Consider the following 14,109-nt stretch of genomic DNA (forward strand, 5'->3'; position numbering starts at 1 on the left):
CAGGTCGCTCCGTGATTCTACCCAGTACCAGCCATTGGGCTATCCTTCACTAACACTCCGTAATGAGGGACCGGTCAACCTGCTATTGCAAAAAACAAGACATGTGTTAGATTCAGAGAACTCCAATTCACCATGCAGTCATTAGTTCTGCACAGTGAAACAAAGAAAGACCCATTGGTCATAAACAAAAAGCCATTAATGCACAAGTACAACAACGAATGAGGCCAACCATGACTCTGTTTACCAACGCCCGAAGAAAACTGACCGTCTTTGCCTCGGCAATGACCCTTGGCCTGTCGGCAGCCCTCGTCGCCACGCCCGCTGCCGCCCAGGATGCCGTTACCTGGAAGGTCCAGTCGCACTGGCCCGGTTCCAGCAGCTCTTATACTGACAGCCTGGGCAGACTCAAGCGGGTACTGGAAGAGCGCACCGATGGCCGCCTGAAGCTCCAACTGTTCGAGGCCGGCGCCCTGTTCAAGGCAACAGACACATTTAACGCCGTCAGCCGCGGCATTCTGGAAATGGGCACGATTTCACCGTCCTATGCCCAGGACAAGGTCTCCCTGGCCGGCATTGCCTCGGGCCTGCCGTTTGCCTTCCGCAACGTTTGGGAAGCAGCCTACTTCCACCAGAACATGGGCTTTGAAGCCATGCTGCGCGAAGAAGCGGCGCAATACGGCGTCTACTGGGCAACCGACAAGGTCTATCCCACCGAAATGGTGGTCAAGAAGCCGATCAAAAGCTGGGAAGACTTCACCAGCCTGAAAATTCGCTCATCCGGGGCCCTGCAAACCTTTCTGACCGAAGCTGGTGCCGCCGCCTCCTACATCCCGGGCAGTGAGCTCTATTCCGCGCTGGATTCTGGTATTGTCGATGGTGCCCACTGGGGCGCTGCACAGGGCGCGCTCAGCATGGGCCTCTATGAGGTGGCCAAGTATCATGTTCAGCCCGCGCTCAACATCGCCGGTACCGACGTGATCATTGTCAGCCAGAAAGCCCTGGACAAGCTGCCGGAAGACATGCAGAAGATCGTCAAGGATGCCCTTGCCGAGCAGTTCTGGGTGCGCACCAACGAATACCAGTACAAGGAACAGCTGGCACTGGCGAAAGCCCAGGCGGAATTCGGTGTTGAGGTGAATACCCTGCCCCAGGACGTTCAGCAAAAGCTGGCCCAGACCGCCCAGAAACTGTGGGATGAAGAAGGCAAGCGCAGCGAGAAAGCCGAGAAGGCACTGGAAATGCTGAAAGGCTTCCTGACTGATCTCGGTTACCTGTAAGAGCCGTCAGCTGCTAAAACCAAGCCGGGGCGTGCCCCGGCTTTCTTTCCCCCTGAAAACCAACGATTTGCCGGAGCGTGTCATGAGTGTGCTGACAACATTCATGAGAGGGGTCACCCGTCTCAATGATTTTATCGGGCGCGGGATTGCGCTGCTGGTGTTTGCCATGTTCGGCTTCCTGCTGCTGGAAGTCGGTTTCCGCTACCTGCTCAACGCGCCCACGGTCTGGACTAACGAACTCTCGCAGATGTTGTTCGGGGTCTATGCCATCATGTCTGGCGGCTACATCATGGCCCATCGGGGCCACGTGAACGTAGACCTGCTCCACTCTCATCTCACACCCAGAAAACGCGCCGTCATGGACATCGTCACGTCGGTGGTTTTTTTCATCTTTACCCTGGCGCTGCTCTGGTTCGGCATAGATGTCGCCAGCGAATCCATTGCCAGCTGGGAAACCTCCTATTCCGCCTGGAACCCACCAGTCTGGCCGGTCAAACTGGCGATCCCGATCGGCACCGGCCTGCTGGTGCTGCAGGGTCTGGTGAAACTGCTGGAAGACATCGCCATCGCCTTCAACCTGGATTATTACCAACCGGCCCGGGAAGAGCCTGAAGACTCCGAAGGAGAGTACCTGTGAGCATTGAAATACTGACCCTGCTGTTCTTCGGCTCACTGCTGTTCTTCCTGCTGCTGGGACTGCCCCTGGCCTTTGTGCTCGGCGGCGTGTCGGTGGTGTTCCTGTATTTCACCTGGGGCTTCGATTCCTTCTACATGGTGGTCTCGCAGATCTCGGGCACCATGGCCAGCTTTACCCTGGTGGCCATTCCCCTCTTCGTCTTCATGGCCATGGTGCTGGAGCGCACCGGTGTCGCCAAGGACCTCTACCGAATGATGCATCTGTGGTTTGGTGGCCTTCGGGGTGGCCTGGCCCTGGGCACCCTGGCCATCTGTGCTGTATTTGCCGCCATGGTGGGCATCAGCGGTGCGGCGGTGGTGGCCATGGGCACCATTGCCCTGCCGTCCATGCTGGAGCGGGGCTACGATCGCAAGATGGCTCTTGGTGTGATCAACACCGGTGGCGGCTGGGGCATCCTGATTCCGCCCAGCATCCTGATGATCCTGTACGCCCTGATCACCGGGGTCTCCGTGGGCCAGATGTTCGCTGCCGGCATCATGCCCGGCGTCTTGTTGATGGTGCTGACATCCATCTACATTATTGTGCGGGCCAATCTCCAGCCGCACCTGGCTCCGGCGCTGCCGAAAGAAGACCGGGGCACCTGGCCGGAAAAGCTGCGCGCCCTGCGGGCCGTATTGCTGCCAATCGGGGTGGTGGTGATGGTGTTGGGCTCCATCATCGGCGGTATTACCACGCCCACGGAGGCCGCCGCCATGGGGGTACTCGGTGCACTGATTTCGGCGGCAGTCTATGGTGAATTGAAGTGGTCGGTCATGCAGGACGCGGCCATCCGCACCTTCAAGCTCACCGGCATGATCATGTGGATCCTGTTTGCCGCCCACGCGTTCAGTGCGGCCTACCAGAGCATGGGCGCCCAGGCGCTGATCGAGGGCCTGATCCAGTACATCCCCGGGGGACCCTGGGGCATTATCATTGCCATGATGGTCATCATCTTCTTCCTTGCAATGGTTCTGGACCCGGTGGGCATCATGCTGATCACCCTGCCCGTGTTCATGCCGATCGTGGAATCGCTGGGGTTCGACCCCATCTGGTTCGGCATCCTGTTCGTGATCAACATGGAGATCGGCTACAAGACCCCACCCTTCGGCTTTAACCTGTTCTACCTCAAGGGTGTGGTGCCACCCGGCATTACCATGAAGGACATTTACACCTCGGTGATTCCCTTTGTCCTGATCGAGATTCTGGCCATTGCCATCATCATGATCTTCCCGGAAATCGCCACCTGGCTGCCGGATCAGTTCTTCTGATCGGGTTGCCAGGTCCGGTTGCAGACATTGAGTTCGACCCTATCAGATGCCACCATAAAAGGCCGCTGATAGCGCGCTCAATTGGAACGGAAAAGATTTAAAAGCTGGGTGTGGGGCATTGGTTTGTAAAAAAGATAGCCCTGTACCCGCCTGATGCCGAGTGCTCTGAGCATATCGAGCTCGGCCTGGGTTTCGACGCCCTCGGCCAGGAGTTTGGTGCCCCCCTCGTTGGCAAACCCGACCAATGCCCTGACTACTGATTGAATAGTAGGGCTTCGGTCGATGTTACGCACTAGCGATATGTCCAGCTTAATAATGTCGGGATTCAGCTCCACAATATGCCGAAAGCTGGCATAGCCCGCACCAAAATCGTCGATCGCCAACTGCAAACCTCGATGACGAAACTCTGACAGAGCGGAGGCCAATTCTCCGTAATCCGCGATGGCATCGTGCTCCGTGATCTCCAGCACGATTTGTTTCAGTTCCTGCTGTCTGAGGAAATCCTGAAATTCCGGTTCAAGAAAAGTGGTACCTGAAAGGTTGCAGCCTACATAGAGGTTCTCGGGCAGATGCTCCTTAACAGCTATGCCCTTGGCAAAGGCGCTTTTTTCCAACTCAGTTCCGATTCCAAGCTCAGCCGCCTCATCGAACCACTCGTTGGGCGGTCGATAGGGATCGGTCTGAAATCGGGCGAGAGACTCGACTCCGACGAGGCCGCCTGTGGTCGAATCCACGATGGGCTGCCAAGCCATCTGAAGCCCGCCGGACGTGAGAACGTCACGGATGTGTTTACAGCGGGAAGAGATATCATCAAGAGCTCGTTGCTCTTCTTGTAATGCGTTACCTATCAAGTCGGCCATAGCGGACATAAAGCCGATATCGCGTTCATCCAGCTGCTCTTTGTAATCACAGGAATAGCAGCACAGGGTCCCGAAAGTATCATCGTTTCCGGAAGGGATAGGAACGCTCGCATGAGATCTGATCCCCAGGGCTTCGATAGCTGGCAGATCCCTTAAAGAGGGATGCATTTGGGCATCTCGAACAAGATTAGGTGCCTGGTTTTTCACCACCCGGATACAGGCCGACTCTTCAAGGGGAGCGCTGGCGCCCGGGGCTGGTGCCTCTTGCCGTCCATCACTGCTTACATACAGAAACTCTCGGCGGCCACCTGAAAACCTGGAAATGAAACCAATCTCCATTCCCAGATGGATGCGAACAGCTTCAAGTAGACGTGGCAGAAACAGTCTGGTCGTACCCGAATTAATATTCGCCGCGGAAAGGATAACTTGTCCGATAGAAGCAGGCTTCTGGCCTTTACGATTTTGGAGTTCTTCGCTTTTCGATGACATATTCCGGCATTCCTATCGTCAAGTCGATGAGTTGTAAGTTGTCAGATTAGCCGATACTTATCGCTTTATATTTGATACGTACAATTTCTCATTTGGCTGACTTTTCAGTTTGAATCCCCCTGCAAACTCTGAACAAGAAGTGCCCCGGAGTCTGTCTGAAGATTTAAATATAAAAAGCCATCAGAACATATATTGATATTTATTTTTCTTTCATCGCATATTTAATACCAAATCTGTCTGAAAATTGGACATAAATTTCCCGTATCTATAACCTTAATCTTCTATTTATACATTTACGACCTTGGTTGTTTTCAACATCACCTCTTCGATAAAGCTGACATCCAGACAAAACGCCGCTCTCTTGAACGAATGAATAAGCAAAGGAAATAAGTGTGCTTATATTGAGAAAATCATTGCTTAATATGCCCGTCAGGAAAAAGCTATTTTCGGCCTTTGGCCTTGTCCTGATACTTATTGTTTTCATGGCTTCTACAGCCTACTTCGGGTTTGCTAACTTGATGGAAAGCAACGCCAACATCAGGAAATCGTCCGCTATAAACAATCTCGTCCAAGAGGCACGATTTAATGAAAAGAATTATTTCCTGAGAGGTCGCCAGGATTATGCAGAGGCCGCACAGAATGCCATAGCGTCAGCCCGAGAGACGGCTGTAGATACTGAAAAAGTTCTGGAGAATCCTGAACAACAAAGAGCCATGAGCTTAATCCAGGAAGATCTCGACAAGTACCAGTCGGCATTTCAGAGAACTATTGAAGAGCGCGCCACCACCAGGCAAGCGGTGGAATCAATGGAAGTCTCAGCCCGGGAAGCGGTCATACTATTTGTAGAGTTTGAGCAGTTCCAGCAACGCCGGGCGCTGGAACAATTGGAAAATGGTGAAGAAGCCAACGCACAACAAACCTTTATCCTGGCCCGGCGTGCTGGAGAGTTGGCCCGGGATATCCTTGATGCCCGACGCATGGAGAAAAACTTCCTGATATCAGAAAGCAAGGAGGATACGGACAGACTGAACGAGCGCCTTCGCGCATTGGACGAGGGTATCTCGGAGCTCAAATCATCACTTAAAACAAATGCAGGGCGAGAATATATCACCGGGATTGAAAAGGCCGTCGGCGACTATGCCAGCCAGTTCGATAGCCTGGTTTTGAATATCGGGCGCCTGACCGACCTTGAGTCCAACTTGACAGCGACAGCCCGCAGCGTCATGGATCAGGCCGAAGAAGCCTATCAAGGCGAGCACTCCCTGATGCTTCAGGCAAGGGACAAAACGTTCCAGGTGCTACTGATCGTTACCGTTGTGGCATTAGTGATCGGGATCGGAGCCGCTCTTGTCATTACCCGCGTGATCGTAACGCCACTGAACCAACTGGTGGATCATGCCGGCAAGGTAGCCGACGGTGATCTCCGCCATAACATCAGCGCCGACCGCACGGACGAACTTGGCCGGTTGATGATGGCCATGCAGGTAATGACAGAAAACCTGCGCCATACCATCAAGGAAGTTGCAGAGGGTATTTCACTGATTGCGAGCTCTGCAGAAGAGCTGTCTGCCGTTACCGAACAGACCAGCACTGGCGCAATCCAGCAGCGTGACGAAACGGACCAGGTTGCTACCGCAATGAACGAAATGACCGCTACCGTTCAGGAAGTGGCACGGAATGCGGAATCTGCCGCCACTTCTGCCTCGGAGTCGGACGAACAGGCCAAAGAAGGCCATCAAATTGTAACGTCGGCCATGACACAGATTGAAGCACTATCCGCAGACGTTGATAGCAGCGCCGACCTGATCACCAGATTGCGGGAGGACAGCACCAATATTGGCAGCATTCTGGATGTTATCCGCAGCATCGCGGAGCAAACCAATCTGCTTGCCCTGAATGCTGCCATCGAGGCTGCCCGGGCCGGCGACCAGGGCCGCGGCTTTGCGGTGGTGGCCGATGAGGTTCGGGCACTTGCAAAACGTACCCACGACTCGACCGGTGAAATCGAAACCCTGGTCAACACCCTGCAGCAAGGTGCCAATGAGGCCGCAGAAAGTATGCGAAATAACAGTGACAGCGCTGAATCCGCCGTGGAAGTGACACGCAAGGCCGGAGAGTCGCTCGCCAGTATTGCCGAATCGGTTTCCTCTATTCAGGCCATGAACCTTCAGATCGCAACTGCCGTTGAAGAACAGACCTCCGTCGCAGAGGACATCAGCGAGAGCGTGGTGAATATCCGCGAAGTCACCGACCAGTCTGCAACGGCCAACAACCAGATCGCCATGTCATCCAATGACCTTGCTCGCCTCGGTGGTGATCTTCAACGCACTGTCGAAAAGTTCAGGCACAGCTAACGAGGGTCAGGCACATGAATAACCCAAAGAACGACAGGCTCACCAGTGGGATTGCTGGCCTCGACCGGGTCCTGAATGGCGGCCTTCTGCAACAACGCAGTTATATCGTGCGCGGGGGTCCCGGGTCCGGGAAAACCACCCTTGGGCTTCACTTTCTGACCGCGGATTCCGACACCCGAAGCCTGTTTGTCAGCATGGGTGAAGATGAGCAACAGTTGCGAGTTGATGCCAGCCGACAGGGCTTCAAGCTCGACACAGTCAGCATCGTTGATTTTTCTCCCTCGGACGTGAGCATTGATGATGCAGAGCCCTACAGCATCATGTCGCCAGAGGACGTTGAGGACCCCGGGCTACCGAAAAGAATTCGCAAAGCCTTTGAGGCCATCCGCCCGCAGCGGATCTTTATCGATTCGCTCACATACCTGCATTATTTTTCACCGGACGCTTTTCAGTACCGAAAACAGGTGATCACACTGTTGCGCTATCTGACTGGCCAGGGCGCAACGGTAATTTGCGCCGCAGAAGATGCCAATTCAGGCAAAGACAGCGAAGAACTGGGCTTTCTCGCGGATGGTGTTATCGAGCTGGAACATAAAGACAGCAAGCGCTCACTCGAAATCACAAAGTTCCGGGGTTCCGGCTTCGCTTCTGGACAGCACAGCATCCGCCTTGGGCCTGGCGGCATGTACTGTTTTCCACGCCTGGAGCCTGGTGATCATGGCATCCGGTTTGACCAGCTGGACATGCCGTCAGGCATTCCTGAGCTGGACCGACAACTCAAGGGGGGGCTTAGTCGCGGCACCGTCACCATTCTTTCGGGCCCTACAGGGGTGGGTAAAACGTCCCTTGGCATCCAGTTTATGAAAACTGCCTGTGAAGAGGGTAAACGAACGGTGGTTTATACCTTCGAGGAATTGACCAGTACCCTGATTTCCCGAGTTGAAGGTATCAATATGCCGCTGTCGAAACTCATGGAGTCAGGGGCCTTTGCTATTGAGGCCATTGAACCTTTGCACTATTCCGCCGACGAATTCGCAGCCAGGGTCTGTGAAGAAGTCGAGGAACGCGGCACCCGTCTCATCATGATCGACAGCCTGGCTGGTTATAAACTCTCCATCGGCGGCGATAGCGTTACCCGAAGGCTCCACGCTTTGTGCCGCTATCTCGTCAATATGGGCGTGACGGTAATTCTGCTGAACGAGGTTGAGACTATCACCGGTGGAGACGTGAAAACGACCGAAATGGGCGTCAGCTATCTTGCGGACACCATAATCCTGCTTCGGTACATGGAAAGGGCCGGCGAAATTCGTAAAACCATCGGTGTACTGAAAAAGCGCACCGGTGACTTTGAAAAAAGTCTGCGCGAGTTTGATATTACTCCGGGTGGCATCAAGGTTGGTGGTGAGTTAAAGGGACTCAGGGGTATTCTTCGTGGCGAACCCGAACCCGAACCCGAATCTGATACTACGATTGGGGATGCCCGTGAATAACCCCCCCCTCCTGATACCAGCACCTGAGTTGCAGACAGAGCAACCAGTTGTTGCGGTTATGTTAAGCAAGGCTGCCGATTACCGGGTGCTCACCCGTTCTATTGGACATCCGTGTATTGCGCCTCATCCCGGCACCATTGACCAGACCGGCTTTGACCTGTGCATCATTGACTTGAACACACTCCTGCAATGTGAAGCTGACATACGCAAGCTCCGATCCCGGGCTGCCCCCGCTCTGAAACCCGTTTTACTGGCTGCTTCGGAATCCGAACTGAAAAAAGCCAACGGTTATCTAGGAGACCTTGCGGAAGATATTATCCGTACGCCGATTCGTCGCGTTGAGCTGACGGCGAGAATCCACAACCTCTTGCGATTAGGGAGGATCTCGGAGTTCCAGAAGCTGGAAACTGAAAACACACAATCGGCATTAAGGGGCGCAACCCGGGCCCTTCGGGCATTCAGTGCCTGCAATGAGCGCGTCATTCATGCCCGCAGCGAAAAAGAAATGCTGTCCGGCATCTGTGACAGCCTTGTGAAAGACGGTGGCTATGCCCTCGCCTGGGTTGGCCAGGCGAAAGCCTACCGAGGCGGGCGAATAAAGCCTCTGGCGATAGCCGGCGGGGCCAGTGGCTATATTGATAAGATTGAAAACAGCCCCTGGACAAGCGCTGCGGGCCAGGACCCCATCGCCTTGGCACTGCATACCGGTATACGGCACCAATCCATTGTTTCGACATATCCCGGGGATCCCGCTCTCCCGGAATATCTGGAAAAATCACACCGCTTACAGTCTGTTATCGCTTTCCCGTTCACCATCCGCGGCAAGGAGCCAGAAGCCTGCCTCGCCATTTACTCCGTGGAACCTGATCGCTTCGACGGAGCGGAAGTCAGGTTGCTGCAGCGGATGGTCGACAACATCGTTCACGGCATACGCGCTTTGCGTGAGCAATCCCGACGGCGGAGAAGCGAAAAAAAAGCCCACGATATGGCCTATCGGGATGCCCTTACCGGCCTGGCCAACCGAACCGCGGCGCTGGAGGCACTCGACCGTCATCTCAGGCTGGCCGGCCCTTTTCCACCGGCTGCCGGACTGCTGTATCTGGATCTCGATGGTTTCAAACTGATCAATGACGCGCTGGGCCATGATGCCGGTGACGAGGTTTTGATACAGGTTGCACAGCGCCTGACACATGCCGTTCGTGAGTCCGATCTGGTTGCCCGGCAGGGTGGTGACGAATTCATCATTCTCGCACCCTATGAGGCCCAGGACTGCTTGTCGACCGTCGATTTACCCGAACTGATGAGTGTGATGTCAGCCGTCGCCCAACGCGTACTGGAAACCATTGAGCAGCCCTTTGTGGTCAAGGGGCGAGAGTACTATCTCGGCGCCAGCATCGGTATCAGTCTTTGCCCAGTCCACTCCTGCGATGCCTCGACGCTTCTGACCAGAGCAGACAGCGCTATGTATCAGTCAAAAAACCTCGGTGGTAACAGCTTTCAATTTTTCTCCTGTGAACTGTCCAAAAAACAGCAGCACCGGCTTGATATCGAAAACCGACTCCGCACCGCCGTGGATACGGGTGAATTCCAGCTTGCATTCCAGCCGCTGATTGACCTGACCACAACCCGGACAGTCGGGGTCGAAGCCTTGATACGCTGGCCGCAGGCAGACGGAAGCTACATCTCCCCGGGCGAATTCATACCTATTGCGGAGGAAACGAGCCTCATTATTCGCATTGGTACCTGGGTAATGAAAGAAGCCTTGAATGCGCTTCAGCGATTGCGTTTACAAGGATTCACTCATCTGCATATGGCGGTTAATTTAGCCATTGGCCAGTTGTGGCAGCCAGGGTTGGTTCAAGGTATCGTCAATTTGCTGAAGCAACTCGACATACCGCCATCGGCGCTCACGGTCGAGCTGACCGAAGGCTCCCTGATGAGCGACATGCAGCGCATGGAGGGGATCGTTCAGGAGTTCCGTCGGGCGGATATCGAAGTCGCCATTGATGACTTTGGTACGGGGTACTCGTCCCTGGCGCGACTCCGGTCGCTGCCGATAACCACCCTGAAAATCGACCGAAGTTTTCTTTTTGGAGCTCCCAATGATCAGAGCGCTGTCAAAATGGTCAACAGCATACGGCAGATGGCCGAAAGCCTGGGCATTCAGGCGCTCGCCGAAGGCATTGAAACAGAAGATCAATGGCGAATGCTTCAAGCCCTGGGGTGCCCGCTGGGACAGGGCTACTATTTCGCCAAACCGATGGCGGAAACAGCTCTTCTGGAAAAGCTCAGAGCGGAGAATTAATTAGTGACGGGTTCGAAAACGATCGGGGAGACGAGCTGTCGTCCTTCATGCACAAAATGCCGAGCATTCCGGGCGTCCATAGCAGGACCGTAAAAGGTCCCCTGAAACATTTCGCAACCCATCGCCTCCAGCCAAAGCGCCTGACCAAGAGCTTCCACGCCATCAACAATCAGCTGTTTGTTGATGGCATTGGCTAACGCCTGCAAACCTCTCAGAAACCGACGAGCCAGCATGGAGCCTGGTATTTCAGCAACCACCTGCGGGGCAACCTTGATTGCTGCAATGTGAGGGCTGGCGAGTACATCGAAATCCAAATTATCTGCAATATAGCGCTTTACCACCACTCCGAAACCACAACCAGCCAAGTCCGGAATGACCCGTTGCCAGGCCGTTTCACTCAGCACAGCGCTTTCACAAATTTCCAGCTCTATTCTGGGTGGTTCGATATTCTGCAACCGCATTTTTCCCAGAAAATACTCAGGGAATGACTTGTCGAATACCTCTCCGTCGTCGAGACTGACAGAAACACAGGTTTTACCCCGATAGATCGTGGGGAGACTGTCATCAAGGAAATTCAGTATGCCGGCGATATTGTCGACCAAAGGCCGGGCAGAAAAGGTCAATACTTCAAAGCGGGGGGTGGCAATTTCTCTGGAAGAAACAACAGGCCGAAGCGCTATATCAGACTCTCCCTTTGTGTATTCGTAGGCTGCTTCGTTCACAAGTTGAATCCTCTCCATGGAGCTTGTACGAGACTGTCATACAACTATACCTTACGTCAGGAGTTGACGAAATATTGTGCCATTAAAGCTTAATAGATGTTTTATTATGTAATATTTGCAACTTTGTGTATCTGACATTTTGCCTGTAATATCATCGTCTTGAACGAAGAGATATGTTATGAGTTTAGGTCAGGCATTAAAACAGTTACGAAAAAAGCAGGGTCTTACTCTCGCCGAACTGGCAGAACAAACGGACTCTCATGTTGGCAACCTTTCCCGCATCGAGAGAAGTGTGGCAAGACCGAGCCTTGATCTGCTTTATCGCCTCTCGGAAGCACTGGGGTTCTCAATCACGGACATTTTTTCCGTTGCTGAAAATCAGCAGCTAAACCCCAGGCAAGTGGCCCTCAATGCAGTGTTCATTTCCCTGCTTGAGGAAGACCAAAAACTGCTACTGGAGTTTGCTGAATTGCTTAGAAAACGTGCATCCCGGCCCCCTGACTCAGTCGACGTTGGCACTCAAGCTCTGCCCGCAAACAGTGAGAAAGCAGAGAATGACATCGACCAGGAAGCACCTTTATGATTAACAAAAGACCTCCCCTCCAGCACAAACTTCCGAGACAACCCCCATTCCGATCAAAAATTTCCAGACACTTTGAAACCTAGAATCCATGGGACAAATCAAACCCGAATTTGACGACCTAACTGAACAAATAAAAACCGAAAATGACGTTACATTGGAGCATTTCTCGCACACCTTTCCCGGCTTATTGAGCAACCTGTTCTTTAGTAATAATGCGCTTTGGTATGAATACCCGATAATAAATACTGATATTTAATATATACCTAAACTCGGAAGTGTTATTTGACAGGCTTCCCAATTACTTCCGCACGCTGAATCAATTGTCCCCCATTGATTAAACATTCTGGCCGGAAAGTCACCGGGCCGGTCTTATAAATCAACTTGTCAGCTTAAGTTTAAATGTGTAGTGCCGTAAGATATGTATAGGAATAAAGACATTTATTTCGAATTACAAATCCGAGGAATCGTCAAATGCTTTTACGCAAATTTTTGGGGAACCTTGCCGTGGGCAAAAAACTCGCAGCAAGTTTCACCATCCTTCTCGTGCTTCTACTGATCATCTCCACCGTCAGTATCTTTTCACTCGACGAATACAATCACCGGGCATTGATCGTGGAACAGGCCAATGCTGCCGAAATTGCGCTCCTCGACGCCAGAACAAATGAAAAGAACTTCCAGATTCGCAAGGACTCACAATATATCAACCAGGCAGTTAAGCTTGCCGATGATGCTGCCAGGGCTCTGGAACCGATTATCGCAATGATTGAAGAAGCTGAAGATCGGAAATTGGTAGAACGAATTTTGACAGACATAGGATCCTACAAGGAGCTTCTGCAAAGATACGAAGCCAATATTTCGGCACAGCCTGAAACCGTCTCATCCATCGAAGAGCAATTGCTCACCACAGCACGCAATGCGATTGACCAGACCGAGCAACTGAAAAAGCGGGAAGCGGCTCTGATGGCTCAGCGATACGACACGACAGTCACTGAAATCATCATCGTAACCGTCGTTGCCATCCTCATCGCCATCACCGTGGCCTGGCTGCTGACCCGGGCAATCACCGTCCCGATCAAAGAATCCGTGGAGATCGCCAACAAGGTTGCCTCTGGCGACCTTACCGTCGACGTTCGCAGCCAGCGGGGTGATGAATTCGGCCAACTGCTCGCTGCATTCGGAACCATGGTGACCAATCTCAGGGAACTCGTGCGCGAGATCGATACCGGCGCATCCAGCATTGCCTCATCCTCAGAGGAGCTGTCCACGGTTACCAACCAGACCAGCAGGGGAGTGGCAGAACAACAAAGCCAGACCGATCAGGTCGCCACCGCCATGAACGAAATGGTGGCTACCGTCAACGAAGTGGCCAGGAGCGCTGAAGCTGCTTTCCAGGCCGCCAACCATGCCAGCGAAAAATCCGGCAATGGCGAAAAGGCTGTCAGGGAAACCCTCGAGTTTGTTGCTGATCTGAACAAACAAAGTGCGGAGGTGACAAAGCAACTCAACAGCCTGCAGGCGGAAACCAACAACATCGGTACCGTGCTGGACGTGATCAAATCGGTTGCCGAACAGACCAACCTGCTGGCATTGAATGCGGCCATTGAAGCTGCCCGCGCCGGAGAACAGGGCCGGGGATTTGCAGTAGTGGCGGATGAAGTCCGGTCACTGGCGCAACGAACGCAAAGTTCCGCAACCGAGATTGAAACCCTGATCAGCAACCTTGTCACCAGTGCGGCAACATCGGTTTCCAGCATGGAGAAAGGCAGCAAGCTTGCAGAGCAGACCCTGGAACGGGCAGAGCTGGCGGGTACCACCATCCAGGAGATGGCGGCTGCAGTGGAGGAAATCCGCCAGTACAACAGCCAGATTGCCACCGCTGCCGAAGAACAAAGCTCGGTGGCAGAGGACATCAACCAGAACGTAACCCAGATCCGGGATGTCGGCGATCAGTCCGCTTCTTCCACAGAGCAGGTTTCGGCAGCAAGTGAAGAACTTGCGAGGCTGGCAGAAGGCCTGAGCACTCAGATAGCCCGCTTCAAAGTCTGACGCAGAGAAAAAGCCCGGCCGCAAAACGCGCCGGGCTTT

The 14,109-nt window shown here is 53.5% G+C and carries 10 protein-coding genes; 8 read left to right on the top strand and 2 right to left on the bottom strand.

The window, feature by feature from the left end; genetic code table 11:
• Positions 1–230 precede the first annotated feature (230 nt).
• The 3 genes from dctP to ACN0XM_RS01935 all read left to right on the top strand — a co-directional run bounded on the left by dctP (position 231) and on the right by ACN0XM_RS01935 (position 3,221).
• The gene (gene dctP / locus ACN0XM_RS01925) at positions 231–1,277 is read left to right on the top strand and encodes a TRAP transporter substrate-binding protein DctP (protein ID WP_417565224.1); all 1,047 of its coding nucleotides are present in this window, start codon (positions 231–233) and stop codon (positions 1,275–1,277) included.
• Positions 1,278–1,359: 82 nt separating this feature from the next.
• Positions 1,360–1,914, top strand: coding sequence for a TRAP transporter small permease subunit (locus tag ACN0XM_RS01930; protein ID WP_417565225.1), 555 nt, complete (start codon positions 1,360–1,362; stop codon positions 1,912–1,914).
• Positions 1,911–3,221 carry a TRAP transporter large permease gene (locus ACN0XM_RS01935; RefSeq protein ID WP_417565226.1) on the top strand — a complete coding sequence of 437 codons (1,311 nt, stop codon included), beginning with the start codon at positions 1,911–1,913 and terminating at the stop codon, positions 3,219–3,221. Before ACN0XM_RS01930 ends, ACN0XM_RS01935 begins: the two co-directional genes overlap by 4 nt.
• Positions 3,222–3,298: 77 nt before the next feature.
• On the opposite strand, the gene ACN0XM_RS01940 is transcribed toward ACN0XM_RS01935, so the two are convergent.
• Positions 3,299–4,570, bottom strand: coding sequence for an EAL domain-containing protein (locus ACN0XM_RS01940; protein WP_417565227.1), 1,272 nt, complete (start codon positions 4,568–4,570; stop codon positions 3,299–3,301).
• A 713-nt stretch (positions 4,571–5,283) separates the two neighbouring features.
• Between ACN0XM_RS01940 and ACN0XM_RS01945 the strand changes: the two genes are divergently transcribed.
• From ACN0XM_RS01945 to ACN0XM_RS01955, 3 genes are read left to right on the top strand one after another with little or no spacing between them, the layout of a single operon-like run.
• The gene (locus ACN0XM_RS01945; protein ID WP_417565228.1) at positions 5,284–6,924 is read left to right on the top strand and encodes a methyl-accepting chemotaxis protein; all 1,641 of its coding nucleotides are present in this window, start codon (positions 5,284–5,286) and stop codon (positions 6,922–6,924) included.
• Positions 6,925–6,938: 14 nt separating this feature from the next.
• Positions 6,939–8,414 (top strand): ATPase domain-containing protein, encoded by a 1,476-nt coding sequence (locus ACN0XM_RS01950; RefSeq protein ID WP_417565229.1) that lies wholly within the window; start codon positions 6,939–6,941, stop codon positions 8,412–8,414.
• A gap of 58 nt (positions 8,415–8,472) precedes the next feature.
• On the top strand, positions 8,473–10,719 hold the full coding sequence (locus ACN0XM_RS01955; protein WP_417565230.1) for an EAL domain-containing protein: 2,247 nt from the start codon (positions 8,473–8,475) through the stop codon (positions 10,717–10,719).
• On the opposite strand, the gene ACN0XM_RS01960 is transcribed toward ACN0XM_RS01955, so the two are convergent.
• Positions 10,716–11,441, bottom strand: coding sequence for an EAL domain-containing protein (locus tag ACN0XM_RS01960; RefSeq protein WP_417565231.1), 726 nt, complete (start codon positions 11,439–11,441; stop codon positions 10,716–10,718). The two genes, ACN0XM_RS01955 and ACN0XM_RS01960, sit on opposite strands and share 4 nt — an antisense overlap.
• A gap of 178 nt (positions 11,442–11,619) precedes the next feature.
• On the opposite strand from ACN0XM_RS01960, the gene ACN0XM_RS01965 reads away from it, so the two are divergent.
• Positions 11,620–12,024, top strand: a complete 405-nt coding sequence (locus ACN0XM_RS01965) for a helix-turn-helix domain-containing protein (RefSeq protein ID WP_417565232.1) — start codon at positions 11,620–11,622, stop codon at positions 12,022–12,024.
• A gap of 471 nt (positions 12,025–12,495) precedes the next feature.
• Positions 12,496–14,070, top strand: a complete 1,575-nt coding sequence (locus tag ACN0XM_RS01970; RefSeq protein WP_417565233.1) for a methyl-accepting chemotaxis protein — start codon at positions 12,496–12,498, stop codon at positions 14,068–14,070.
• Positions 14,071–14,109: the final 39 nt, after the last annotated feature.

The sequence above is a fragment of the Marinobacter sp. genome (assembly GCF_048269445.1).
In the GTDB taxonomy this organism is placed as follows: Bacteria; Pseudomonadota; Gammaproteobacteria; order Pseudomonadales; family Oleiphilaceae; genus Marinobacter.